The following is a 25,274-nucleotide window of genomic DNA, read 5'->3' on the forward strand; positions in this document are numbered from 1 at the left end:
CTTTATCGCTTGTCGGCTCGGGCGCAGAATGCCGCTCAGGCGTGGCGGACCCGGCTTCAAACGCGGCTTCACGCAGGCCGGTTCGCCGTCATCCTCAACGCGATCAAACGACTTCGGGAATGCACGCAATGAATACACGTCAACTGGGCCAGCAAGGCCCGCGAGTTTCCGCCATCGGCCTCGGCTGCATGGGCATGTCCGATCTGTACGGTCCGGCCGACCGCGACGAAGGCATCGCCACGATTCACGCGGCGCTCGACGCCGGCATCACGCTGCTCGACACCGGCGACTTCTACGGCATGGGTCACAACGAAATGCTGATCCGCGACGCGCTGCAAGGGAGCCAGCGCGAGAACGTGGTGGTCAGCGTGAAATTCGGCGGGATGCGTGATCCGGCCGGCGGCTGGATCGGCTTCGACGCGCGGCCGGCGGCGGTGCGCAATTTCCTCGCGTATACGCTGCGGCGGCTCGGCACCGACTATATCGACGTTTACCGCCCCGCGCGACTCGACCCGGCGGTGCCGGTCGAAGAGACCGTCGGCGCCATTGCCGATCTGGTCAAGGAAGGCTACGTGCGCCAGATCGGCTTGTCGGAAGTCGGCGCGCACACGCTACGCCGGGCGCGGGCCGTCGCGCCGATTGACGATCTGCAAATCGAATACTCGCTGATGTCGCGTGGAATCGAGGCCGAGATTTTGCCGGTGTGCCGTGAACTCGGCATCGGCATCACCGCGTATGGCGTGTTGTCGCGGGGTTTGCTGAGCGGCACGTGGTCGAAGGAGCGTGGCGCGCAGAAGGATTTCCGCAGCGTGAGCCCGCGCTTTCAGGGCGAGAACCTCGAGCGCAATCTGGCGCTGGTCGAAACCCTGCGCGCTATCGCCGACGCGCGCGGCACCAATCCAGCGCAACTGGCGATCGCATGGGCCTTGTCACGCGGTGACGACATCGTCCCGCTGGTCGGCGCGCGGCGCCGCAGCCAGTTGACGGACGCGCTCGCGGCGACCGAGTTGCGCCTGAGCGCCGACGAACTGGCGCGCATCGAAGCTGCGATTCCGCCTGAAGCCGTGGCGGGTTCGCGCTACAACGAGGTGCAGATGGCGCATCTCGACAGCGAACGCAGCGGGCATTGATCGGCTGATCGGCTTTTCGATCGGCCCGCATTGGGAAAAGGGAAGACGTAAACGAATCGCGCGCCTGGGATAACGGATTATCACAAGGCGCGCGAATTTCAGACTATGAATATCGAGCGGCGTATTAAAACGGATTAGCGCTCAATTCATCACGTAATTCTGAAACAGAATGCCGACGATAACGCCAAACGGAATACCAAACGTCCGGCCGCGAAGGGTGGCGTTGATGTCCTCGTCGAGGACGAAGCTGCAGCGGCGCTCGCGCCAGACGGTTTTATAGGCCAATGGTTTTGCGTCGACGATCACGATGGAAATCAGCGCGGTCATCGTAACCTGTTCGAGTGCATGCAGTTTGGCCATAAACGGCGAAAATTCACCTGCATTGCACAGGAGCACCATGATGACGGCGGCAATCAGGGTGCCGAAGAAAAAACCGTTCATGAATCGGTTTGCGGAACTGAGAGAATCCATTTGAACCTCGGCTTTACCCGCAGCCTTGATAAAGGCGGCGAATTAAAAATATTCTGACGGAAAGGGTTTTCCATTCGATAAACCGGCGTCGCCTTGACTGCGGCGCCGGTCAATCTCACTGGGATGCGTAAGAATATTTTTACTGCCGTGTTCAACCTATCGTCCTTTTCCTAATGCCGGGTAGGATGATTCCGAAAAGCGCGGAAACGCGCCACGTTCGAACTACGTCCCGAACAGATTCAGTTGGGCGTACTGCAACAGCATGATGGTCTTTCCGTCGACGATTTCGCCGCGCTCGATCATCGCCAGCGCTTCGTCCACCGGCAGCTCCAGCACCTCGATATCTTCACCTTCGTCGGCGAGGCCGCCGCCCGCGCCGACTTTCGCCACCGCATCGTATTCAGCAACGAAAAAGTGCAGTTTCTCCGTGACCGAACCCGGGCTCATGAAGGCCTCGAATACCTTGCGGACGTCGCGCACCCGGTAGCCGGTTTCTTCCTCGACTTCCGCGCGAATCCGTTCCTCCGGCGACGCGGTCTCCAGCAGCCCGGCCGGTGTCTCGATCAGCATGCCGTGATGACCGTTGACGAACGCCGGCAAGCGGAATTGCCGCGTTAGCACGACCGTGCGCCGGTGCGGTTCGTAGAGCAGCAGCGTCGCGCCGTTGCCGCGGTCGTAAGTTTCGCGGCTCTGGCGTTGCCAACTGCCGTCGGCGCGCTGGAAGTCGAAGGTGGTTTTTTTCAGCACGTACCAGTCGTCCGACAGCACCTCGACGTCGACAATCCTGACCCGTTCGGCGATTTCGTTCATGGCTCGCATCCTGTCCTGTAGGGAAACGCGGTTCGCCCCCGCATGCGAATCATGGTATCGTGCGATATCGTGCAAAAACAAGTAATTTCGTGCAAATTGATAAGACTCGCTAAAGACCGCCGCCGTGCTCACATCGCAAAGAAAGCAACTGATACTCGATGCGCTCAAGCGTAACGGGCAAGTGGTCGCCAAAACCTTGAGCGCCGAATTCGACGTCTCCGAAGACACGATTCGCCGCGATCTGCGTGAGCTCGCTGCCGAAGGTCAGCTTCAGCGCGTGCATGGCGGCGCACTGCCGGCGTCGCCGGCGGCGGCGGACTTTGCCGGGCGCGAGCGTATCGAGTCGGCGTCGAAGGCGGCGATCGGCCGGGCGGCCGCGGGCATGATCGTGCGTGGCCAGATTGCGTTCGTCGACGGCGGCACGACCGCGGTGCAACTCGCGCGTCATCTGCCGCGTGACTTGCGGGCGACGATCGTCACCCATAGCCCGAGCATCGCCGTCGAACTCGCGGAGCATGCCGGGTTGGAAGTCGTGATGATCGGCGGCCGCCTGTTCCGGCATTCGATGGTCAACGTCGGCGCCGCGGCAATCGAAGCGCTCAGCCACATTCGCGCGGATCTGTATTTCATGGGCGTGACCGGCGTGCATCCGCAAGCAGGCCTGAGCACCGGCGATAGGGAAGAGGCCTACGTGAAACGCGCGTTCGCGGAACACGCGGCGGAGACGGTGGTGCTGGCGTCGGCGGAAAAACTCAATGCGGCCTCGCCGTACAAGATCGCCGATGTGACGGCGGCGAGCACGATCGTCGTCGAACGGAATACGGACGAGGCCTTGACCGCGCCGTTCGAAGCGTTGGGTATCACGATCGTGCGGGCATAGTTGGGCATGCTGATTAAAAAGTAGAAAAACCGCCAGAAACCGCTGTAAACCCGCGAATATAGCGGACCATACGAGATCCGTTATTTGCGAGATAGGGCAAAAAATTTGACGCACCCCGCGGCAAATCAGCGCGATAATCCCGCCCCTTGCCCTCTGTGGGGCGAGGACAAGGCAACTCACGGTAGTTCAAGGTCAATCAGATCGACTGCGGCACGACCGAAGTGACGGTCGTCGCAGGTCGCCGGTACGCCCGGGCGTTAAATAGCGTCCGCGGTTCGAACACCTCCCTCGTGGTGATAGCCGTCCAGCGCAGGTTCGTCGCGTGCCGTCACGCACGCGGCCGCGCGCGCGTGACGGTCCGTGTCTTCCTGACGCCGGGAAGGAAAGGCCTTGATGGCCCGTATTGCCGCCGTATTCACTAAAGGAGAAGTCCATGGGGAAACTCGACCTTTCGCGTCGTAGTTTTCTGAAGGCCAGCGTGTTGGCGGGTGTGTCGGTGTATATCGCGCCGATGGGCAGCCGCGCATTCGCTGCGTTGTTCGAAGAAAAAATCCTGACGCCGGTGCAGTGGGATGCGGCCAACGGTCAGGCAAAGTTCCGCATCGACGGCATTGCCAAGGTAACCGGCTCGAAAGTGTTCGCCCGCGACATCCGCGCCGCCGACATGCCGCACTGGCCGCAGCAGCAGTCGCACGCTTTCATTCTGCGCACGACGCAAGCCGACCGCAGCTACGAAGGCTTCGACCTCACGCTGCTCGGCGACGACCTGAAGCCCGACCGCGTGATCACCGCCGCCGATCTGGCGCGCGATGGCCTGATCTTCCCGGCCTTCTATGGCGACGACATGCTGCTGCCGCCGGGCAAGACGCCCGCGTATCTCGGCCAGGCGGTGGCGATCCTGATCTATCACGACTTCGCGCGCTTCCGCTTCGCGAAAGATAAGCTGAAGTTCCAGGATCAGATCATCCGTTACGGCGCGCAAACCGGCGCGCTCGAACGTGATCCGTGGGGCACGTTCCGCTTCGTGCGCGTCGGCGGCAAGACCCCGTACGACGACGACACCTTCTCCAGTCTGAAAGACGCGCCGGTGTTTCCGAGCATGATGCGCAAGCACCAGGCGGTGTGGCCGGACGGCGGCGAGCACGGCAAGCTCGACGAGCAGGGCATGTTCCACGCCGCGCGGATCCAGCAGGAATTGGATCAGCCGTCGGCGGACTGGCTGGTGATGGAGCGCGAGTACAACACGCAGTCCATCGACACGGCCGCGCTCGAGCCCGACAACGCGAACTGCTGGTACGACGCGGCGACGCAATCGCTTCACATGGTCGTGCCGACCCAGGCGCCGTCCGAGGTCGCCGACAGCGCGGCCGGCATGGTCGCGAAGTGCGCGTTCCCGGTGAAGCACCTGTTCATTTACCCGTGCTACACGGTGGGCTACGGTTCCAAGGATCACTTCAATGTGCCGTTCTACGGCCTCGTCTGCGCGATGTATGCCGATGGCCGTCCCGTGCGCCTCGCCAACGATCGCTACGAGCAGTTCCAGACCTCGTTGAAGCGCCATGCGTTCAAGATGAACTACCGCATCGCCGTCGACAGGAAGTCCGGTTTGCTGCAATCGTTCAAGGCGGAGATGGAAGCGAACGGCGGCGGACGCTGCAACTTCTCGCCGTCGGTGGCGATGGTGGGCGCGACCGCCGCGCAGTCGATCTACTACTTCCCGAAGAACGATCTGTCGGCGGTGGCGCTCGCAACGCGCGCGATCGACGCCGGTTCAGCACGTGGCTACGGCACGCTGCAGAGCATGGCCGCGACCGAGATGATGGTCGATGAAATCGCCGCGCGGCTCGAACTCGATCCGATCGAGTTCCGCCTGAAGAACGCATTGCGTTCCGGCATGAAGAACACACAAGGCGCGGTGCCGGCCGGCGCGATTCGCGTCGACGATGTGTTGAACAAAGCGAAGGTGCATCCGCTGTGGCTGAACCGCGCGAAGCGCAAGGCCGAGTTCGAAGCGGCGCATCCGGGCAAGCGCTACGGCGTCGGTTTCGCCTGTGTGCAGAAGGACTTCGGCACCGGCGCGGAGACTTCGTTCGCGAAGGTCGAGTTCAGCGCCGATGGCAAGATCAGCCTGCAACACACGGCGGCCGAAATCGGCACCGGCATGTCGACCTCGCAGGCCGTCGCGGTGGCGAAGTGGCTCGGCAAGCCGGCCACCGACGTGCATGTCGCCATCACCGACTGGCCCGATCTGCCGGTCGTCACGAGCGGCGATCCGTACATGATGTCGCAAGCCGATCAGGACAAGCTCGCGGCCAATCCGCGCTGGTCGCCGGGCTACGCATCGCCGTCGAGCGCGACGAATTCCGCTTACTACTTCACGCACAGCACGCGTGAAGCGGCGCGCGTGGTGTTCGCGCATGGCCTGTGGCCCGCGGCGATGTCGATCTGGAGCCAGGGCAGCGGCGGCGGTCAGGCCGCGCCGCTGGTGGTGCGTATCGAAGACGCCCGCTGGGTCGACGGCAAGCTCTCCGCGGCCGGCCTCGAAGCGTTGTCGTTCGAACAGCTCGCGAAGAAGGCGCACGAACTCGGCCTCGTGACCGGCGCGACCGTGCACGTGTTCAACCGCTGGCAGTGGACCGAAGCGGACTTCGAGATCGACGGCAGCGTCGAGCGTTGGCCGCTCGACGGGCTCGCTGTGCGCTATGGCGACAACGCGTCGGCCGACAAGCAGAAGATGCAGACCACGGCGAATCGCTACCGCGTGCTGGACCGCCAGCGTGTGTTCATTCCGCCGGTCCAGCGCAACAACGCGGCCGTCACGTACTACAGCGCGGTCGGCACGCTGGTCGAACTGTCGGTGCATGAAGCGAGCGGCAAGGTCGATCTGCTCGCGCATCACTCGATCATGGAGTGCGGCAATCAGATCTCGCCGCAACTCGTGTCCGGCCAGTTGCAGGGCGGTCTGGCGATGGGCATCGGCCACGCGCTGCACGAATATCTGCCGCTCTACGAAGACGGTCCCGGCAACGGCACGTGGAACTTCAATCGTTACCACTTGCCGCGCGCGACGGACGTTGCCGTCTGGACCCAGACCGACGAAGTGCTGCCGCCGCTGACCGAGACCGATCCACCGAAGGGCATCGCCGAAGTGGTGATGATTCCGGTGGTCGGCGCCATCGTGAACGGCATCGCGCATGCGATCGGACATCGTTTTACCGACCTGCCGGTCACCCCGCAACGTATTCAGGAGGTGCTCGCATGACGGCCCCCAATCAAACCAACGCAGCTGTCGCTAGCGGCGCGGTGAGTACTGCCGCTGCAAGTGGCGCTTCCGCTGCATTCGGCGCGGCTCCCGCGAGTGGCGCTTCCGTGGCTTCGGCCGCCGACGCCGCGAGCGCGCCTGCTCCCGCCGTGGTCGAGCGTCCGCTGACGCACTTCCGTTCGATGCCGCTGTCGATCAAGGTCAACGGCGAGATCGTCGGTCCGACCGATGTGCCCGCCGGGCTGATGATGATCGACTACCTGCACGAGTATCTGCACCTGACCGGCTCGCGCCTCGGCTGCGGCCAGGGCATCTGCCACGCGTGCGTGGTGATCGTCGACAAACCGGACGGCACGAGCGAAGAAGTGCGCACCTGCATCACCGGCGCGAATTTTTTCCACGGCAAATCCATTCGCACGATCGAAGGCCACGCGAAGCGCAACGAAGCGGGCGAGGTCGTCGAACTGTCGCCGATCCAGCAGAAGTTTCTCGAGCACTTCAGTTTTCAGTGTGGCTACTGCACGCCGGGCTTCGTCAATGCGGCGACCGTGTTGATCGAACGCCTGAAGCGTGAGCCGGTTGCCAAAGACAAGGTCGAGGCCACGATTACGGAAGCGCTGAACGATCACATCTGCCGCTGTACGGGCTACGTGCGCTATTACGAAGCCGTGAAGGAAGTCGTGCTGACGACGCCTGGCCTCGTAAAGGACGCCGCATGATGAGCCGACCGATCACCTTGCGCCGCGCGCTGCTGCTGCTCGGTACGACGCTCGCGCTGAGCGCTTGCGGCAAGCACGACGACTCCGGCGCGCTGGCCGCGGCCGCCGCATTGGGACCGCAATCCACCGCCGCCGATCCGCTCGCGCGCGGCCGCTACCTCGTCAAGGCCGCCGATTGCGCTGCCTGCCACACCACGGCAGACGGCGCGCCGTTCGCCGGCGGCGTGAAGCTGGCTTCGCCGTTCGGCACCTTCTATGGCACCAACATCACGCCGGATAAGGACCACGGCATCGGCAACTGGAGCGCGGACGATCTGTACAAGGCGTTGCATGACGGCGTCACGCCGGACAAGCAGCTTTATCCGGCGATGCCGTACACGTCGTACCGTCAGTTGTCGCGCGCGGACAGCGATGCGATCTACGCGTACCTGATGGCGCAGAAGCCGGCCGCGGTGGCGAATCACGAGCCCGAGCTGTCGTTCCCGTTCAACATGCGATTCGGCGTGCGTTTCTGGAACTGGGTGTTCCTGAAGGACGCGTTGCCGGATGCATCGACTGGACGCACGGCGGAGTGGAATCGCGGCCGCTATCTGGCGAGCGCGCTCGGCCATTGCGCCGAGTGTCACACGCCGCGCGGCACGTTCGGCCAGCTCGACGGCGCGAAGCCGCTGACCGGCGCGGCACTCGGCCGGATCGCGGCGCCGGATATCACGCCGCACGGTCTCGCGGCGCGCGGCTGGAGTGCGGCCGACCTGCAGACGTTCTTCGCCACCGGCATCGCGCCGCAGGGCTCGGCATTCGGCGAGATGTATCCGGTGGTGCATCTGAGCAGCCAGTACCTGACGCACGACGACTTGCGCGCCATGTCGACCTATCTGCTCGGCGACCAGGCGCCCGCGCCGCAACCGCTGCAGTCGGTTTCCGCGGATGCCGCTCAGCTCGAAGCAGGGCGCAACGTGTATCTCGCCGTGTGTGCGGGCTGTCATGGTCTGAACGGCGAAGGCAAGCCGCATGTCGCCGTGCCGATGCACGGCAACTCGACGCTGCGTCAAAGCGATGCCCACAATCTGATCGTGGCGATGCTCGACGGCATCGGCGCGCAGGATTTTCCGGGCCTCGAACGGATGCAGGATATGCCGGGCTTCGCCACGCAACTCAACGACGCGGAACTCGCGCAGCTCGCCAATTATTTGCGCGCGACGTGGGGCGGCCAGCCTGCAGATGTGACGGCGGATGCGGTGAAAGCGCTGCGCTGAACCGTAGCCGCACTTCTGGCGCTTGATATCAGGCGCCAGGAAGCGTTCAAAGAAACCGGTGCTCTTTCGTTAAGGGCGCCGGTTTTTTTACGCGTGAGGGTCATGCGCAAGCAGCAGCGTGGACAAAAACCGTCAAGGCCGCGCACGCACTTTCGTCAATCGCGCCCTTCGACCAACGCCTTCAGCTTGCCCAAATCCCGTTCGACCCATTGCGCGTCAGCGGCAAATTTCCCGTCCGTCATGCCGGGCACGCGAAACAGTGTGAATTGCACATCGCAGCCGCTGCCGTTCGCGATCACCCGCAGCGGTACGTAGATCTCGCTGCCGTCCGGCAAGAGAACGTAATGGTCGAGCACGCCATACTCGTTCGGCGCGGAAAAGCGCACGGTCGTCGTGCCTTCGCTGCCTTCGAAACGCCATGTCGCACCGTCATGGCCCAAGGGCCGGCCCAATCCTGATGCCCATTCGGGAAATGCCGCCGGCTCCGATGTGAAAGCGTAAACCTCGCGCCAGTCACGCGCGATGTGGACGCTGATGATTTGCGCCTGCGCAGGCTCAGTCATGATGTCTCCTGTGAACGGCGCGCAATGAACTCGCGCGCTGCGGTCTGCTCAAATGGTATCGCGCCGCTGCCGGCTTGCGGCGCGCCTTACGTTTCGCCGTAGGCAAGACAGATTCCTTTCACGGAGACTTCATGAACAATCGCGCGACGCAGATCCTTCCTCATCATAGTTACGTCTATTCGCTGGGCGCGCCGCTGGCCTGTGTGCAAGGCACGATCAGCAAGGTGTTCGCCAGCCCGGAGAATCACAACGGCGCCAATCACCAGCACTTCGTCATCAAGATCGACACGGTCGTGAAGTTCGAAGGCGGTACGGAAAAACTGGTGGGCACCGAGGTCTTCGTCGCCGTGCGTTTCGGCGACAACGAGGGCCTCGCGCACGAGATCCCCAATTTGCAGGCAGGGCAGCCAATCGAAGCGCAAGGCGAATACATCCCCGACGCCAGCGCCTATCCCACCGAAGACAATCGCAATCCCGTTCTGCCGGTGCTGCACTTCACGCATCATCCGATCGGCTACGTGAAGTACCAGGGGCAGTACTACAGCTAGCCTCGTTCCATCGAGCCGGACGGACGCCGGGCCGTCCGCGCGCCGACACGATCCTCCTTGACGCCTACCGCCGCCGCTGGCAATTCAAGTTTTGACGCCATTCTGCCGTTAATGCAAACGTTATCGTGCGCTTGCCTGGGCTTCGGCGTGCGTGCGTCCTGCATGGCTTGCAGATGCGCAGCCTGATCCGCCATCGGCGCATGAAACGCGGTCAGGTAATGACGAACTTGCGGCGGCCACGCGGATGCCTGACGGGCACGCGCCGCCGTACACGTTGCACGCGCAACGATGTCCGCAATACTGTGCGTAAGGTTTGTATCAAAGTATGTGGGTTGGCGCGTTTTTTATAAAACGCACTTTACAATTCCGCTTGAATTTTAATCGGCAGTCTGGCCCTTTTCGCGGACGATGGGCTGTTTTGGCGGGCGGCATGTACGCGTCCCGGGCATCCGGCAGCTTGTGAAGGCGAGGGTTGGGTTGGTCGGCAGGGCATGGGTGAGCGCCGCACGAGGCGGCTTTGCCGTGTCGCAGGGGAAAGCAGCGCGCCGTTCGGGCGCGCGCATCGCACGCGACAAGGCGGCATCCGGCTCGCCAATGAACGAGGCAGGAGTCGAACAAGATGGGAAAGCGCTTCGACAGAACAAAGATGGCCAGTCTCGCTGGCGTATGGGTCGCGCTGGCGGTCAGCGGTTGTGCGAATGTGGGCCAGCAGGACGCGCAGACAGCCGCGGCGGCTGCGTCCAGCGTGCCGGCGGCAAGCGCGCCGGCAGCCGATGCGACGGCGGCCGCGCCGCCCGCGATCACCCCCGAGCAGAGCGCGCTGCTCAAGAAATCGCCGCCACTGGTGTATCGCGTCAAACGTGGCGACACCTTGGCGCGCGTCGCGCAGCATCATCATTGCAGCGTGAAGCAGTTGCAGGCCTGGAATGGATTGAAGGCGTCCTCGCACTTGAAGTCGGGACAGGTCTTGCACGTCGCGTCGCCGGAAACGGTGCGGGCGGTGAACGCGGCTAATGCGGCAGCGAAGGCCGCCGCGGCGTCCACGCCGGCGACTTCGGTTGCGGCGCAGCAAGCGACGGCGCCGAGCACCACGTCGGGTGCGACGCAGTCAACGTCGCAGTCCGCCCAGGCCGTGCAGTCGCCGACGCTTAGTGCCGCTGAAGCACGCGAAGTCGCGCAGCAAACCGCGCGGCACGCGAACGGCGTATCACTAGCCTGGCCGGCGGGCGGGCGCGTGGTCGAAGGATTCCAGCCGGGCGAAACGCGTGGCATCGAAATCGGCGGCAAGCCGGGCGATCCGGTGCGGGCCGCGGCCGACGGCAAGGTGATGTACGCCGGCACGGGCCTGAACAGCTACGGCAGCCTCATCATCGTCCAGCACAACAAGGACTTTCTGACCGCCTACTCGCACAACCGCAAGCTGCTGGTCAAAACCGGCGACATTGTCGTGCAAGGACAGCAGATCGCCGAGATGGGCGACGAAAACAATTCGCGCGTTTCCGTGGGCTTCGAATTGCGCCGCGACGGCAAGCCGATCGATCCCATGCCGTACCTGCCGCACGGACGCGGCTAGGCGCGCGACCTCAATCCAGCCACAGCAGCGCCGCGGCAACGATCGCTTCCGGCGCGTCTTCCTGCATCAGGTGGCCGGCTTTCGGCACCGACTGAAAGCGCGCTTCCGGTATGGCCGCGGCCAGTTGACGGCCGCGCGCCAGTGGAATCCACTGGTCCTCTTCGCCCCACAGAATCTGCACCGGACAGCGTAGCTGCGGGTAGCGCGCCTCGACCTCGTCGGTGTAGCGCTGATCCATTTGCGCGATCTGCCGGTAAAACGCGGCTTGACCCGTTGCGCCGAGCCAGGGCGTCACATAGGGCGCGAGTTCGTCATCCGGAATCTCGCGCGCGATCGCGCCGCGCACGTACGCCTTCACCACCGCCTCGTGGATGTAGGACGGCAGTCCGGCAAACGCGTCACCGTGTTCGCGCACATGCCGCACGAACGGCGAACCCCACGGCGCGACCGCCACCGGATCGATCAGCGTGAGGCTGCGATAGTCGCAGCCGTCGATCAGATGGGCGCGCAATGAAGTCGCGCCGCCGAAATCGTGCGCGATGACATCCGGGCTTTCCAGTTGCCAATGCGCGAGCAATTCCGCCAGCAAACCATTCTGCACGCCGAGCGAGACGTCCTGGCCGTCGCACTGTTCGGATTGTCCATAGCCGAGCAGATCGTAGTAATAGACGGTGCGCGTCTGCGCGAGATGCGGAGCAATGCGGTGCCACACATACGAAGAAAAGGGCGTGCCGTGAACCAGCACCAGCGGCGGGCCATTGCCGCTCACGTTGAAGCGCACGGCTTGATCGCGGAAGGTATAGCTTTCGGGGAGCGGCCAGTTTTGCATAGCGATGAGCGTCGCAAGAAAGTCTGCTTACCTTAGCAGGGCTTTGTGAAGCATGCTGACCGGCTTTTCGTAGCCTGCATCAGGATGCCTCCCGCAGAAGCTCACCTTTGTTTTAGTCAGCAAAGCCAGGCAAATTCAACCTTGACTCGGTCGCGCACTCGTTTCAACGGCAAACGAATCCACCGCACACCACACACTCTTACGAATCGTGCATAAATTGGCCTGAAATAAGGCCTCGTTGCGTTGGCCGCATTCAAAAAGCCTGGTAATCCGTCAACGCCGCCGCCGTGCCGCCGTCATGCAGACGAGTCCCGCTCGATCGAAACGCGCGCTTTTCAATGGTGAGGAAATTCGGGAGCCGAGGCCGCATGAACGCTGCGCGCCGCGCTCGCGACCATGCCGACAGCGAATCGCAAACCACGCGCAAACCACGCGCAAGCAACGCGCGGCCCGAACCCGCACGACGCGAGCACACGAAGCCGCGCGCAACCGGCTACTTCGATTCAATCCCGCGCAACAGCTGCGACACCTGGCCATGCTGATGCAGGATCGCCGGATCGGCCTGCAATAGCGGCAGATAGCGCGGCAGGAAAGCATTGTTCGGCTGGTCGGGCGAGAAGAGCCCGGTCACCGCTTCGGCCGCGGCGGTGCGGTCGGCGGCTTCGGCTTCCTTATCGTCGAGAATTTCGTCGACGTTCGCAATGATCGTCGAGAGCGGCGTGAGCCAGCGGAACCCCGAACCGTTGATGAGCACCTGCAGGAAAGCCGCCGGCGTGACCGGGCCGAATTCCTTTTCGTACACGGCACGCTCGTGATCGAGGATGGCTTTGTGCAGCGCCAATAGCGGTCGGCGAATGTCCGAGAGGAATTGAGTGCATTGCGAGTCGTTCATGTGTGCTGCTCCTTCGGATAGTCAGTCAGACCGGATCCATGCTAACAAAATCGCCCGGCATTGATTCAACAAGATTCACTGATCGTATAAAGGCCGGCCGCTCGAACCGCCGCGCGGATAGTTTCCGCCGATTAAAAACACCTTTCAGCCACGCGATCGGCGCCCGCGAGAATCTTCCAGCCGGCTGGCGGCATGCAGCTTCGAGGCGAACTTTTTAAAGGGCGTCTACAATTCGCCGATCAGTTTTGGCGCGTTCGCGCCCATGCATTCACCGCCGTTTTAAACGACTGGAAAGCCGCAGCGCGCATTAGTCCGGCTTGTCGAATAAACGCGGCGAGTCTTTACGTTTTGGTTCGACGTCTCTGCCTAAACAACCTGATAAACAATAAACCCCACTCGGAGCCGCTCAATGACAACGCTGAATATCAATGGCCAGACGCACACCGTCGACGCGCCGCCCGACATGCCCCTCCTGTGGGTCTTACGCGATCTGGTCGGTCTGACCGGCACGAAGTTCGGTTGCGGCATCGCGCAATGCGGAGCCTGCACGGTGCACCTCGATGGCGTGGCGGTACGCTCGTGCGTGTTGCCGGCGGCGGCTGTTGGCGACCGCAAGATCACCACGATCGAAGCGGTGGGCAGCACGCCGGCCGGTCAGAAGGTGCAGCAGGCCTGGCGTCAACTGGACGTGGTGCAATGCGGCTACTGTCAGTCGGGGCAGGTGATGTCGGCGGCTTCGCTGCTGGCGAGCAACCCTAATCCTACCGATGCGGACATCGACGCCGCCATGGCCGGCAATATCTGCCGCTGTGGGACCTATAACCGCATCCGCGCGGCGATCAAGCACGCCGCAAAGGGGGCATGACATGTCCCAGGGATTGCTCGATGCACAGAGCGGCGCGCGTGCCGCACGTGGCTTTTCACGACGCACCTTTCTGAAATTTGGCGTGACGGTAGGCGCGGCGGCAGGCGGTGGCCTGTTGCTCGGCTTCAGCATGCCGGCCGCGAGCCAGGATCAGAAGGCCGGCAAATCGGTGATCGGCGGCGACGGTGTCGAAACGCCGCAAAGCGGCGTGTTCGCACCGAACGCCTTTATCCAGATCGATACCGCGGGCAAGGTCACGCTCGTGATTCCGAAGGTCGAGATGGGCCAGGGCGTCTACACGTCGATTCCGATGCTGATCGCCGAAGAACTCGAAGTGCCGCTCGACGCGGTCACCATCGATCACGCGCCGCCGAATGAAAAGCTCTTCATGGATCCGCTGCTCGGCGGCCAGCTCACGGGCGGCTCGACCTCGATCCGCTATGCGTGGGAGCCGATGCGCAAAGCGGGCGCCACCGCGCGCACCATGCTGATCAGCGCGGCCGCGCAGCAATGGCAGGTCGATCCGGCAAGCTGCCATGCGCAGGCCGGGCAGGTGATCCACGAGGCCAGCAAGCGCAGTGTCGGCTACGGTCAACTGGTGACCGTGGCCGCTGGTCTGCCCGCGCCGCAAGACGTCAAGCTCAAGGACCCGAAGGACTTCAAGCTGATCGGCACGGCGGTCAAGCGCCTCGATTCACCGGAGAAAGTGGACGGCACCGCGATGTTCGGCCTCGATGTACGCGTGCCCGACATGGTCTACGCGGCGATTGCGAACTGCCCGGTGTTCGGCGGCACGCTCGCCAGCGTCGACGACACCAATGCGAAGAAAATCCCCGGCGTGCGCCAGGTCATCAAGATCGACAACGCGGTCGCGGTGATCGGCGACCACACGTGGGCCGCCAAGCGCGGCGTGCAGGCACTCGTCATCAAGTGGAACGAGGGTGCGGGCGCGAATCTGTCGATGAAGCAGATCGTCGGCGATCTCGCCAACGCCTCGCAACGCAACGGCGCGGTGGCGCGCAAGGACGGCGACGTCGGCAATGCTTTCTCCAGTGCGAAGACGCGCGTCGACGCCGTGTATCAGCAGCCGTTCCTCGCGCACGCCACCATGGAGCCGATCAACTGCACGGTGCACGTGCGCCCCGACGGTTGCGATGTCTGGCTCGGCTCGCAGGTGCCGACGCGCGTGGTGGATGCCGCCGCGGCGGTCACGGGCTTGCCCGCCGACAAGATCGTCGTGCACAACCATCTGATCGGCGGCGGCTTTGGGCGGCGGCTCGAGTTCGACATGGTCACGCAAGCCGTGAAGGTCGCCAAACAAGTGTCGACGCCGGTGAAGGTGGTCTGGACGCGCGAAGAAGACATTCAGCACGACATGTACCGCCCGTATTACTACGACAAGATTTCGGCCGGGCTCGACGCGAATGGCAAACCGGTCGCGTGGCAGCATCGGATCGTCGGTTCGTCGATATTGGCGCGTTTTGCACCGCCCGCCTTCAAGAACGGTATCGATCCGGATGCGGTCGAAGTCGCTTCGGATCTGCCATACGACTTGCCCAACCAGTTGATCGACTACGTTCGCGAGGAGCCGCACGCGGTGCCCACCGCATTCTGGCGCGGCGTGGGACCGACGCGCGGCACCTTCGTGGTGGAGAGTTTCATCGACGAACTCGCGGCGCAGGCCAAAGTCGATCCCGTCAAATACCGTCAGGATCTGCTCGGTAAGACACCGCGTGCGCTGAACGTGCTCAACGTCGCCACGCAGGCCGCGAACTGGGGCAGCGCGCTGCCGAAGGGACAAGGGCGCGGCGTGTCGGTCATGCATGCGTTCGGCAGCTTCTTTGCGATCGTCGTCGACGTCGCGGTGGATCAGGGCGAGGTGGCGGTCAAGCACGTGGTGTGCGCGGTCGATTGCGGCATGGTGGTCAATCCGAACACGATCGAAGCGCAGGTGCAGGGCGGCATCATCTTCGGCATCACGGCGGCGCTCTACAGCGAGATCACGATCAAGGACGGCCGCGTCGAGCAGAACAACTTCACCGACTACCGGATGCTGCGCATCGATCAGACGCCGCCGATCGAGGTGCATATCGTGAAGAGCAGCGAGGCGCCTGGCGGCATCGGCGAACCCGGCACGGCGGCGCTCGCGCCCGCGCTGACCAATGCGATTTTTGCGGCCACCGGCAAGCGGCTGCGGCAATTGCCGGTTGGCAGCCAACTGCAAACCGCCTGATCGGAGCCCGACATGAAAAACACTCTGAAGGGTTTCGGTGCGGCGTTGTGCGTGACGCTGCCGTTCCTGGCGCAGACTCCGGCGCTGGCAGCGGATCAGGCGTTGGTCCAACGCGGCGCTTATCTGGCGAAGGTCGGCGACTGCGTCGCCTGTCACACGGCACCGAAGGGCAAGCCGTTCGCGGGCGGCCTGCCGATGACCACGCCGATGGGCCAGATCTACACCACCAACATCACGCCCGACCAGCAGACCGGCATCGGCGCTTATACGGAAGAGGACTTCGCGCGGGCGATGCGCGAAGGCGTCGCGAAAGACGGCCACAACCTCTATCCGGCGATGCCGTATCCGTCTTACGCCAAGGTCAACGACGACGACATGAAAGCGTTGTACGCGTATTTCATGAGCGGCGTGGCGCCGGTGCAGCAGGCAAATCGCGAGCCCGACATCAAGTGGCCGATGAACATGCGCTGGCCGTTGAAGTTCTGGAACATGGTCTTCCTGGATAAAGCCGTCTATCAGGACAAGCCGGGCAAGGACGTGGCCTGGAATCGCGGCGCGTATCTGATTCAGGGGCTCGGGCACTGCGGTTCGTGCCACACGCCGCGCGGCATCGCGTTCCAGGAGAAGGCGCTCGATGAAAGCGGCAGCGCGTTCCTCACCGGCGGCCTGCTCGACGGCTGGTTCGCGGCGAATCTCACCGGCGAGCAGAACGTCGGTCTCGGCCGCTGGAACGATCAGGACCTGCAGGCGTTTCTGAAGACCGGCGCGAATCGCCATGCCTCGGCGTTCGGTTCGATGACCAGCGTGATCAACAACAGCACGCAGGGCATGAACGATACGGACATCGCCGCCATGTCGACGTATCTGAAGTCGCTGCCGCCGGCGGGCGGCAGCGGTGCGCCGCCTTATAAGTACGACCCGCAGGCGACGAAGGTGTCGCTGAACCGTCCCGCGAACGATGCCGGCGCGCGGGTCTATACGGCGTATTGCATGCACTGCCACGGTGTCGACGGACGCGGCTTCGCACCGATGCTGGCGCCCTTGTCCGGCAATCCGAACGTGCTGGAGAAGGATCCGTCGTCGCTGATCAACGTGACGCTGAACGGCACCGAGGACCTGGTGATTGGCGGCATTCCCGCGCCGTATCCGATGCCGAAGTACGCGCCGGTGCTCAACGACCAGCAGATCGCCGATGTGCTGACCTTCGTGCGAGCCGGGTGGAACAACGGCGCGCCGGCGGTGACGGCGGACGACGTGGCGAAGTTGCGCAAGTCGACACACGCGGCTCGCTAGTCCTCTCACGGCAGTAATAAAAAAGCGGCAACCGTTCTGCACGGTTGCCGCTTTATTTATTCACACGCTGCAGCCAATTTCAACGATGCTGGCCCACCTTCTGTCGTTTCTCCAGCACCCGCGCGTACCACGTCAGCGGGAAGCACATCGCGAAGTAGATCATTGCGACCATGCCGTAGATCGGGAACGGGCGGAACGCGGCGTTGGTGATCATGGTGCCGGTCTTGGTCAATTCGGTGAAGCCGATGATCGACGCGAGCGCCGTGCTTTTCACCACTTGCACGAGAAAGCCGACCGTCGGCGCCACCGCGATTTTCCGCGCCTGCGGCCACACGATATAGCGCAACTGCTGGGCGAACGGCATACCGAGACTCGCGCCCGCTGCCCACTGACCACGCGGCACGGCTTCCACACAGCCGCGCCAGATATCGACCAGATAGGCGCTCGTATAAAGCGTCAAAGTGACGGTGGCCGCGACCCACGGCGACACGTCGACACCGAGCAGCGGCAAGCCGAAAAACGCCAGAAAGAGCTGCATCAGGAGCGGCGTGCCCTGAAACACTTCCACATACACCACGACGATGCGCCGCAGCCAGGCGATCGGCGACACGCGCATCGCGAGCAGAATGAGGCCGACAATACCGCCGCCGACAAACGCGATCAACGACAGCAGCACCGTCCAGCGGGCGGCGAGCAACAGATTGCGGGCAATGTCCCACAGCGTGAATTCGACCATGATCAACGCTCCGTGGGCAGGGTGCGGGCGCCGCGCCACATCAGGCGGTTGCGCCAGTTACGCGGCGCGCTCTCGTTGCCGCGCGCCGCACGGCCCGCGAACAGTCCACGACCGAGCCGGTTGAGGATTTGCCGCAACACGATCGACAGCACCAGATACGTCGCGGTGATGATCAGGTAGCTCTCGAACGAGCGGAAGTTGCGCGACTGGATGAAGTTGGCCGCGTACGTGAGATCGGGCACGGAGATCTGCGAGACCACCGCCGAGCCGAGCATCACGATCAGCACCTGGCTCAGCAGCGCGGGAAACACGTTGGCGATGGCCTGCGGCAGCACGATGAAGCGAAACACTTGCCGCCCATGCAGACCGAGAGCCTGCGCCGCCTGCACCTGGCCGCGCGAAATCGAGTCGATGCCGGCGCGCACGATCTCGATGGCATAAGCGCCGAGATTGACGGTCATGGCGAGAATCGCGGCCTGCACTTCATCGATATGAATGCCGAGACTCGGCAAACCGAAGAACACGAAGAACAACTGCACGATGAACGGCGTGTTGCGGATCAACTCCACGTAACTCGCCACCACCCAGCGCGCCCATTTCGGCCCGGCCACCGCCACGCTCGCACCGGCAATGCCGACGATCCCGCCGAGCACGGTGGAGACGGCCGTCAGCCCCAAGGTCACGGCGACGCCGCGCGCGAGCATCCCCGCATAGAGGCCGAAGCCGCTGAAATCGAACGCATAGGTCATGGCGTGGCGCTCATCGTGAGGTCAAACTCCGGCGCGGACCACGCTTCGTGGTCCGCGCAAAAAAAGGTTCAGAGGTCGGCCGGCAGCGGCGCACGCAGCCACTTCTGCGAAATCGCGTTCATGGTGCCGTCCTTGCGGGCCTTGGCAATCGTTTCGTCGACCTTCTGCTTCAGACGCGGCTCGTTCTTGTTCAAACCGACGTGATCCGGCGAGCTGAACAGCGAGAACTTCTGCTCGGGATCGTTGGCGGGATGACGCGCGAGAATCGTGGCGCCGACGTCGTTGCCGACTACCATCAACTGTACCTGACCAGAAAGAAACGCCGAAATTGCGCCGTTAGGATCGTCGAAGCGTTTGATGTTCGCCGTGGGCGGCGCGATCTTGGTCACGCTCAGGTCTTCCAGCGTGCCGCGCGCAACCGAAATCGACTTGCCGGCGAGGTCGGCGGCGTTCTTCACGGGCAGGGCTTTCGGGCCGAACACGGCGAGGTAGTACGGCGCGTACGGTTGCGAGAAGTCGATCACTTTTTCGCGCTCCGGCGTCTGGCCGACTGACAGCAGCATGTCCGCCTTGTGGTCGGCGAGGTAGGCCATGCGGTTGTCGCCCGTCACCTGCACGAGTTCGACCTTGGCGTTGAGCGCCTTGCCGATCAGGTTGGCGACGTCGATGTCGTAGCCCATTGGCTTCATATCCGGGCCGATCGAGCCGAACGGCGGGTAGTCCTCGAACACGCCGATGCGCACCGTACCCGACTTGGCGATGTTGTCGAGCGCGTCCGCATGCGCGGCCGACGGCAACGCACACAGTGCGCCGAGGGCGGTGAAGGCGAGCGTCGCGGCGAGCGTGGCGAACACGCGGCGGGTGCGGGTCGGGGCAGCGGGACGGTGGTTCATGATCTTTCCTCTGTCGAAAATGTCGGTATTGGAATGGGTTTTAGTGGCGTGCGATAGTGGCGTGCAAGTCAGTGCGCTTCAATGCCCGACTCGCGCGGCGATCAGTTTGCACGCATGCGGCGGCAATTCCGCGAGCACCGGCATGCCGAGCGTAAGCCCCGGTGTTTCGCGCGGCGTGGTGGCGGCGGTCAAGATGAAGCCGGCGCAGTCGATGGTCGCTTCGAGCGACGCGCCCACGTCGCGGATAAACGTCACGGTGCCTTGCAGCCGGTTCGGACCCGCGGCGTCGGACGCGGCTTTCACGCACACGTCTTCCGGGCGGATCAGCAGGCGGATATCGCTGCTGGACTCCGGCACGCGCGCCGGTTGCACCACGCTGATGCGCCGGCCGCCCGGCAGGCTCACACCGCCCGCGCCGTCGTAGGTGACCGGCAGGATATTGCCGAGACCGATGAAGTCTGCGACGAACTCGCTGACCGGATCGCGATAGATATCGAGCGGCTTGCCGACCTGTGCGATGCGGCCTTTCTCCATCACGACGATCTCGTCGGCCATCGTCATTGCTTCGCGCTGGTCGTGCGTGACCATGATCGTCGTGATGCCGAGACGCTGTTGCAGCAGGCGGATCTCCACCTGCATGGCTTCACGCAGCTTGGCGTCGAGCGCGGAGAGCGGTTCGTCGAGCAACAGCAGTTTCGGCTGCGAGGCGATCGCGCGCGCAATCGCCACGCGCTGGCGCTGGCCGCCGGAGAGTTGCGTGACCGGCCGGTTCGCCATGTGCGGCAACTGGATCAGTTCCAGCAACTCGGCCACTCGGCGCGTCTGCTGGTCCTTCGCGGTCTTGCGCAGCTTCAGCGGATACGCGATGTTCTGCGCGACCGTCATGTGCGGAAACAGTGCGAGCGACTGGAACACCATGCCGAAGTCGCGCTGGTTCGCCGGCAGTCGCGTGATGTCGCGCCCGGCGAAATGGATGCTGCCCGAGGTCGGCGTTTCCAGGCCGGCGATCATCCGCAGCAGGGTGGTCTTGCCGCAGCCGGACGGGCCGAGGAAGCACACCAGCTTGCCGTCGGGCACGCTCAGATCGACGCTGTCGACGGCATGGGCCGCGCCGAAGCGCCGGGTCACGGCCTGCAACGTTAAATGGGTCATCGGATGCTCCAGCAAGAAGAGGGCGTCATGAGCGCGCGATCACAAAGCGACGCCTTCGTCGCCGATCAGCTTTTCGAGCAGCCAGATCAGCGCGAAGTCGATCGCGACGATGAACACGGCGAAACAGAACACGGTCGGATCGAGCGACGACACCGTGCGGCTGTAGAGCCACACCGGCAGCGTCATCGTATCGATGCCGTACAGGAAGAACGTGACCGTGAATTCGTTGAACGAGATGATGAACGCGAACAGCATGCCGGCGAGAATGCCGGGGCGCATCAGCGGCAGGATCACGTCGACGAGCGCGCGGCTGGGACTCGCGCCCATCACGCAGGCAGCCTCTTCGAACTCCGGACCAATCGAGGCGACCGACGCCGCGCAATTTTTCACGGTGAACGGCAGCGCCAGAATCACGTGCGCGATGATCAGGCGGAACACGCCGAGTTCGACCGGCAGCACGTTGAACACCAACAGCAGCGACAGGCCGAGCATCACGAGCGGATAGACGAGCGGCAACGCGACCAGTTGTTCGACCGCGGGCTTGCCGCGAAAGCGGTAGCGGCTCAACGCGTAGGCGGCGGGCACCGAGACGAGCGTGGCGATCACCATGGTCGATAGCGCGACGATCAGGCTCGTGCGCAATGCGCCGCCCATCGACAGCGTGTCGCTCGCGTCCGGCGACACGAAGCTGTGCCACGCGGCGCGATACCAGTGCAAGCCGTAGGCATGCGGCGGGAATTCGAGCGTGTCGGCCGCGCTGAACGACATCGTGATCATCGTGAGGATCGGCAGCGCGGCGAGGAACAGAACGATAGCCGCGAGCAGGGCGGTGGCCTTGCCGAGCTGGCCGGGCATGACAGCCGGCAAGCGTGGTGCACGCGGTTGCAAGCGCGGCGGCGGCGCGGTTTGAATGGGCGTGCTCATGCGTGAGGCTCCTCGGCGAGACGCTGCGTACGGCGCACGAGGCGCTGCGACAGCGCCATCACCGTCAACGTGGCGACCATCAAAACGACACCCGACGCGGAGGCCGCCGGCCAGTTCAGCAAGGGCGCGACCTGATCGTGGACTAGCACGGCGAGCATCGGCACGCGTCGTCCGCCGAGCAGCAGCGGCACGGCGAACGCGCTCGCGTTATAGGCGAATACGAGCAGCGCGCCGGACACGAGACCGGGCATGGCGAGCGGCAACAGCACGTGACGCAGCGTTTGCCAGCGCGTCGCGCCGAGCGTGGCGGCGGCTTCTTCGTAGGAACTCGAGACCGCGCGCATCGCGCTCGAGAGCGGCAGCACGGCGAGCGGAAACGCCGTCTGGATCAAGCCGAGCAGCACGCCGTTTTCGCGGTAAAGCCACATCAACGGACGTTGCACGAGGCCGCTGCCGAGCAGCGCGTGATTGAGCAGGCCGGCCGGCCCGAGAATGATCAGCCAGCCATAGCCTTGCAGCAGCAGATTGACGAGCAGCGGCAGCAGTACGCCCGCGAGCAGAAGCCGCCGTGCGAGCCGCGACTTCGTGCGCGCCATCGCCAGTGCGACCGGAATCGCCAGCAGCACTGCGCAGATCATGCTTTGGAACGCGAGCTTCAACGTGAGCCACAACGACTTCATGAAGTAGCCGTCGAGCAGGTCCGTGTAGTTTTGCAGCGTGAAGCCGCGCCACTCGTTGCCCTGCGTGCCGAAACTCATGCGCAGCACGACCAGCGCCGCCGCGCCGAGGATGGCGAGAAACAGCAGGATCGGCGCGAGCAGTAGCCACGGCCGCGCCTTTGCCATCGCGTTGGCGGCAGGCGTGTCCGGTCCGAGACTGGACGCGCCCGCCGCGGCGTCCGAGGCCGGATCGGACGCCGGTGAAGCACGCCGCGAAAAGCGCGCGAGCATCGCGGTCATGCCGAGAAGATTTCGGTGTAACGCTTGATCCACGCCGGCTGCACCACGGCGAGCGCCTTGTCGTCATGCAGCACGGCTTTCTCGGCGATCTGCTGCGGACTCGGCACGAACGCGCGGCTCTCGGCGGGAATCACCGCTTTCGAATTGACCGGGCCGTTCAGCACGTCGGCGGCCATGCGGCCTTGCACGCCCGCGTCGAGCGAATGGTTGATGAAGGCGTGGATCAGATCGCTGTCGCCCGGATGCGCCTTGGGGATCACGGTGAACATCAGCTGCGTGGCGAAGCCTTCCTTCATGCCGTAGGTCACGCCCATCTTGTACTCGGGCTTGCGGATCTGGTTGGGGAAGAACGCTGGCGAATAGATGCCGCCGATATCGAGCGACCCGGTGCGGAACAGATCGGCCACCTGGTTCGGGTTCTCGCCGAGCGTCATCACGCGATCTTTCAACAGCATCAGTTTCTTGAAACCCGGCTCGATGTTCTGCTGCGAACCGCCGTTCATCTTCGCGGCGATGATCGCCAGGTCCACCGCTTCGGCCCACTCGGGCGGCGGCAGGAACAGGCGGCCGGCGTATTTGGGATCCCACAATGCTTCGTACGATGCCGGCGCGGTCTTGACTGTCGACGTGTTGTAGATCAACCCGTCCGACCACAGCAGGTAGCCGACGCCGAAGCCGTTCGCGCCCGTGCGGTACTGCGCCGCGACGTCTTTCAGGTTCGGCAGCTTGTCCAGATCGGGCTTCATCAGCAGACCGGCGTCGCCGAGACCGGCTGCGCCGACGCCGGCCAAGGTGATGACGTCGTAGGTGGGACGATCGCCCGCGGCCTTGACCTTCGCGACCATGCCGGAGGTGCCGTCGGCGCGGTCGGCGATCACTTTGGCGCCGGTTTTCGCCGTGAACGTGGCGGCGATATTGCGCAGAGCGGCGGCGCCCGTGTCGTCCGACCACGTCAAGAGACGCAGCGTCTTGCCGCTGAAGTTGTGTTCCTGCGCGCGCAGATTGATGAACGGCATCGGCAAGGTGGATGCCGCGAGAGCCGCGCCGATCGACTTGATGGCCTGCCTTCTACCCCGTTTGATCTCTTCCATGGCGGTCTCCTGTGTTGAACGCCTGTTGCCTGGTGATATCGCTGTGACCGCCGCCGCTGCATCGCTCGTTTGCGTTGCTTGCCTGCGCTGCGTGTGGATGCACTCTAGGTTTGCCAAAATCCCTCAACAAACGAAATATGCGCATGGAGGGCATGACGTAAGCTCATGCGAAGGCCGCCGCGCGACTGGGGCGGCGCACGCCCGTCAGAGGGCGGGAGCGCCGAGGCAGTAGCGCATGCGGGTTAACGTCCATGTTTCGTCGACGATTCGCGCCCTCGTGGAGGTATGAGGAAAGCTCGGTTCTGGTGCGGTTGCGGACGTGTTTTGCCCTGTGCCGGTGCATGCTGGCCTGGTTAACGGCAAGTTTTGGCATCGGCATGAGCCGAATGCATGACCGTCGTGTTCACCGCTGCTCGTGCGGCAATTTGTGATCGCGTATCCTGTAGGCCCGCGAGAGGCATTCTGGCGGCAGGCGACGACCCGCGCCGCCACGCCCACGCAATGATTTTTCCTGATCGTACTGGACACCCACGATGCGCCGCCTACCGCCGCTCAACGCGCTGCAGATTTTCGAAACCGTGGCGCGGCATCGCAGTTTCACGCGCGCCGCCGACCATCTATGCCTGACGCAGGGCGCGGTCAGCCGGCAAATCATCGCGCTCGAGGACTACTACAAGTTTCCGCTCTTCAAGCGCCACGCGAAAGGCCTGACGCTCACCGCCGAAGGGGAATTGTTGCTGCCGGCCGTGAAGGAGAGCTTCGCGCGCATCGAGGAAATTTCGCTGCGCCTTACCCGGCAGCGCACCGATCTCGCGCTGAAAGTGCCGACCTGTGTGATGCGCTGGATGCTGCCGAAGATCATGCGCTTCCAGGCCGAGTATCCCGAACTGCACGTGCAGATCACGACCACGTGGCAGCACGACGTCGATTTCCAGCTCGAACCGTTCGACGCCGCAATCATTTACGGCTCGTCGCCGGGGGCGGACGTGCAGGCGGTGCCGTTGTTCGAGGAGCGTCTGACGCCCGTGTGCGCGCCCGATCTGCTGAAAGACAAGCCGCTTGCCGAGGTGGCTGATCTCGCGCGCCACACGCTGCTGCATCCCACGCGCGATCATCGCGACTGGAAGATGTGGCTTGCCAAGGTAACCGAGATCGATGCCGCGCACGCCGCGGCGATCGACGCCGAGCACGGCCCGAGCTTCGACACGCTCGATATGGCGACCAACGCCGCGTTACAGGGGTTCGGTGTCGCGATCAGCGATCTTGCGCTGATCGACGAGGACGTGGCGGCCAAGCGTCTCGTGCGGCCGTTCGATACGGTGCTCAAGACCGGCTGGCGCTATTACTTCGTCTACCCGGACTCGGTCGCGCATCAGCAGAAGCTGAATCTGTTCCGCGACTGGATCGCGGCGCACTGGGAAGAGTAGTCCGGCTGGCGCGGCGGCG

23 protein-coding genes are annotated in these 25,274 nt (G+C 63.8%); 11 read left to right on the forward strand and 12 right to left on the reverse strand.

The features are described from left to right. Positions 1 to 128: 128 nt before the first annotated feature. On the forward strand, positions 129 to 1,130 hold the full coding sequence (locus P0D96_RS15105; RefSeq protein WP_408314103.1) for an aldo/keto reductase: 1,002 nt from the start codon (positions 129 to 131) through the stop codon (positions 1,128 to 1,130). Positions 1,131 to 1,271: 141 nt separating this feature from the next. Here the strand turns inward: P0D96_RS15105 and P0D96_RS15110 are convergent, their stop codons facing one another. Together P0D96_RS15110 and P0D96_RS15115 are read right to left on the reverse strand one after the other, a co-directional pair. Beyond that, the gene (locus P0D96_RS15110) at positions 1,272 to 1,601 is read right to left on the reverse strand and encodes a hypothetical protein (RefSeq protein WP_342960527.1); all 330 of its coding nucleotides are present in this window, start codon (positions 1,599 to 1,601) and stop codon (positions 1,272 to 1,274) included. A gap of 222 nt (positions 1,602 to 1,823) precedes the next feature. After that, entirely contained in the window at positions 1,824 to 2,411 is a 588-nt protein-coding gene (locus P0D96_RS15115; RefSeq protein ID WP_408178358.1) for an NUDIX domain-containing protein, read from the reverse strand. 124 nt (positions 2,412 to 2,535) lie between these two features. Here P0D96_RS15115 and P0D96_RS15120 point away from each other — a divergent pair, with 124 nt between their 5' ends. The 4 genes from P0D96_RS15120 (at position 2,536) to P0D96_RS15135 (ending at position 8,528) form a co-directional block, all read left to right on the forward strand. Then, the gene (locus P0D96_RS15120; RefSeq protein ID WP_408314104.1) at positions 2,536 to 3,291 is read left to right on the forward strand and encodes a DeoR/GlpR family DNA-binding transcription regulator; all 756 of its coding nucleotides are present in this window, start codon (positions 2,536 to 2,538) and stop codon (positions 3,289 to 3,291) included. A gap of 433 nt (positions 3,292 to 3,724) precedes the next feature. After that, complete coding sequence (locus P0D96_RS15125; RefSeq protein WP_408314105.1) at positions 3,725 to 6,553, forward strand: xanthine dehydrogenase family protein molybdopterin-binding subunit; 2,829 nt, start codon at positions 3,725 to 3,727, stop codon at positions 6,551 to 6,553. Continuing rightward, positions 6,550 to 7,272: a (2Fe-2S)-binding protein gene (locus tag P0D96_RS15130; protein WP_408178355.1), complete on the forward strand. Its 723-nt coding sequence runs from the start codon at positions 6,550 to 6,552 to the stop codon at positions 7,270 to 7,272. The genes P0D96_RS15125 and P0D96_RS15130 overlap by 4 nt, the downstream gene beginning before the upstream one ends. Then, entirely contained in the window at positions 7,269 to 8,528 is a 1,260-nt protein-coding gene (locus tag P0D96_RS15135) for a c-type cytochrome (protein ID WP_408285955.1), read from the forward strand. The genes P0D96_RS15130 and P0D96_RS15135 overlap by 4 nt, the downstream gene beginning before the upstream one ends. A 155-nt stretch (positions 8,529 to 8,683) precedes the next feature. Here P0D96_RS15135 and P0D96_RS15140 read toward each other — a convergent pair whose 3' ends face one another. Beyond that, a complete protein-coding gene (locus tag P0D96_RS15140) occupies positions 8,684 to 9,091 on the reverse strand; it encodes an SRPBCC family protein (protein WP_408285953.1) in 408 nt (135 codons plus the stop codon). 131 nt (positions 9,092 to 9,222) lie between these two features. Between P0D96_RS15140 and P0D96_RS15145 the strand changes: the two genes are divergently transcribed. Together P0D96_RS15145 and P0D96_RS15150 are read left to right on the forward strand one after the other, a co-directional pair. Next, the gene (locus P0D96_RS15145; RefSeq protein ID WP_408178352.1) at positions 9,223 to 9,639 is read left to right on the forward strand and encodes a hypothetical protein; all 417 of its coding nucleotides are present in this window, start codon (positions 9,223 to 9,225) and stop codon (positions 9,637 to 9,639) included. 619 nt (positions 9,640 to 10,258) lie between these two features. Then, positions 10,259 to 11,212, forward strand: a complete 954-nt coding sequence (locus P0D96_RS15150; protein WP_408178351.1) for a peptidoglycan DD-metalloendopeptidase family protein — start codon at positions 10,259 to 10,261, stop codon at positions 11,210 to 11,212. A gap of 10 nt (positions 11,213 to 11,222) precedes the next feature. On the opposite strand, the gene P0D96_RS15155 is transcribed toward P0D96_RS15150, so the two are convergent. Both P0D96_RS15155 and P0D96_RS15160 read right to left on the reverse strand, forming a co-directional pair. After that, positions 11,223 to 12,041 (reverse strand): alpha/beta fold hydrolase, encoded by an 819-nt coding sequence (locus tag P0D96_RS15155; protein ID WP_408285950.1) that lies wholly within the window; start codon positions 12,039 to 12,041, stop codon positions 11,223 to 11,225. 493 nt (positions 12,042 to 12,534) lie between these two features. After that, positions 12,535 to 12,933, reverse strand: a complete 399-nt coding sequence (locus tag P0D96_RS15160) for a hypothetical protein (protein WP_132383021.1) — start codon at positions 12,931 to 12,933, stop codon at positions 12,535 to 12,537. A 409-nt stretch (positions 12,934 to 13,342) separates the two neighbouring features. Between P0D96_RS15160 and P0D96_RS15165 the strand changes: the two genes are divergently transcribed. The 3 genes from P0D96_RS15165 to P0D96_RS15175 are packed head-to-tail and all read left to right on the forward strand — an operon-like array spanning position 13,343 to position 17,324. Then, positions 13,343 to 13,798 (forward strand): (2Fe-2S)-binding protein, encoded by a 456-nt coding sequence (locus P0D96_RS15165; RefSeq protein WP_408252169.1) that lies wholly within the window; start codon positions 13,343 to 13,345, stop codon positions 13,796 to 13,798. A 1-nt stretch (position 13,799) separates the two neighbouring features. Further along, on the forward strand, positions 13,800 to 16,031 hold the full coding sequence (locus P0D96_RS15170) for a xanthine dehydrogenase family protein molybdopterin-binding subunit (RefSeq protein WP_408314108.1): 2,232 nt from the start codon (positions 13,800 to 13,802) through the stop codon (positions 16,029 to 16,031). Between the two features lie 12 nt (positions 16,032 to 16,043). After that, a complete protein-coding gene (locus P0D96_RS15175; protein WP_408314109.1) occupies positions 16,044 to 17,324 on the forward strand; it encodes a c-type cytochrome in 1,281 nt (426 codons plus the stop codon). Between the two features lie 79 nt (positions 17,325 to 17,403). On the opposite strand, the gene P0D96_RS15180 is transcribed toward P0D96_RS15175, so the two are convergent. The 7 genes from P0D96_RS15180 to P0D96_RS15210 all read right to left on the reverse strand — a co-directional run bounded on the left by P0D96_RS15180 (position 17,404) and on the right by P0D96_RS15210 (position 23,828). Beyond that, positions 17,404 to 18,060 carry an amino acid ABC transporter permease gene (locus P0D96_RS15180; protein ID WP_408314111.1) on the reverse strand — a complete coding sequence of 219 codons (657 nt, stop codon included), beginning with the start codon at positions 18,058 to 18,060 and terminating at the stop codon, positions 17,404 to 17,406. A gap of 2 nt (positions 18,061 to 18,062) precedes the next feature. Then, positions 18,063 to 18,809, reverse strand: a complete 747-nt coding sequence (locus tag P0D96_RS15185; protein WP_106277825.1) for an amino acid ABC transporter permease — start codon at positions 18,807 to 18,809, stop codon at positions 18,063 to 18,065. Positions 18,810 to 18,877: 68 nt separating this feature from the next. Beyond that, complete coding sequence (locus P0D96_RS15190; protein WP_408285946.1) at positions 18,878 to 19,702, reverse strand: transporter substrate-binding domain-containing protein; 825 nt, start codon at positions 19,700 to 19,702, stop codon at positions 18,878 to 18,880. Positions 19,703 to 19,780: 78 nt separating this feature from the next. Then, a complete protein-coding gene (locus P0D96_RS15195; RefSeq protein WP_408181914.1) occupies positions 19,781 to 20,854 on the reverse strand; it encodes an ABC transporter ATP-binding protein in 1,074 nt (357 codons plus the stop codon). 39 nt (positions 20,855 to 20,893) lie between these two features. Further along, entirely contained in the window at positions 20,894 to 21,778 is an 885-nt protein-coding gene (locus P0D96_RS15200) for an ABC transporter permease (RefSeq protein ID WP_132383035.1), read from the reverse strand. Next, a complete protein-coding gene (locus tag P0D96_RS15205; protein WP_408285944.1) occupies positions 21,775 to 22,737 on the reverse strand; it encodes an ABC transporter permease in 963 nt (320 codons plus the stop codon). Before P0D96_RS15205 ends, P0D96_RS15200 begins: the two co-directional genes overlap by 4 nt. Beyond that, the gene (locus tag P0D96_RS15210; protein WP_132383037.1) at positions 22,734 to 23,828 is read right to left on the reverse strand and encodes an ABC transporter substrate-binding protein; all 1,095 of its coding nucleotides are present in this window, start codon (positions 23,826 to 23,828) and stop codon (positions 22,734 to 22,736) included. Before P0D96_RS15210 ends, P0D96_RS15205 begins: the two co-directional genes overlap by 4 nt. A 533-nt stretch (positions 23,829 to 24,361) precedes the next feature. Here P0D96_RS15210 and P0D96_RS15215 point away from each other — a divergent pair. Further along, positions 24,362 to 25,255 carry a LysR substrate-binding domain-containing protein gene (locus tag P0D96_RS15215; RefSeq protein WP_132383039.1) on the forward strand — a complete coding sequence of 298 codons (894 nt, stop codon included), beginning with the start codon at positions 24,362 to 24,364 and terminating at the stop codon, positions 25,253 to 25,255. The last annotated feature ends 19 nt before the right edge of the window (positions 25,256 to 25,274 follow it).

The organism is Paraburkholderia sp. RL17-347-BIC-D (assembly GCF_046027915.1).
GTDB lineage: Bacteria > Pseudomonadota > Gammaproteobacteria > Burkholderiales > Burkholderiaceae > Paraburkholderia.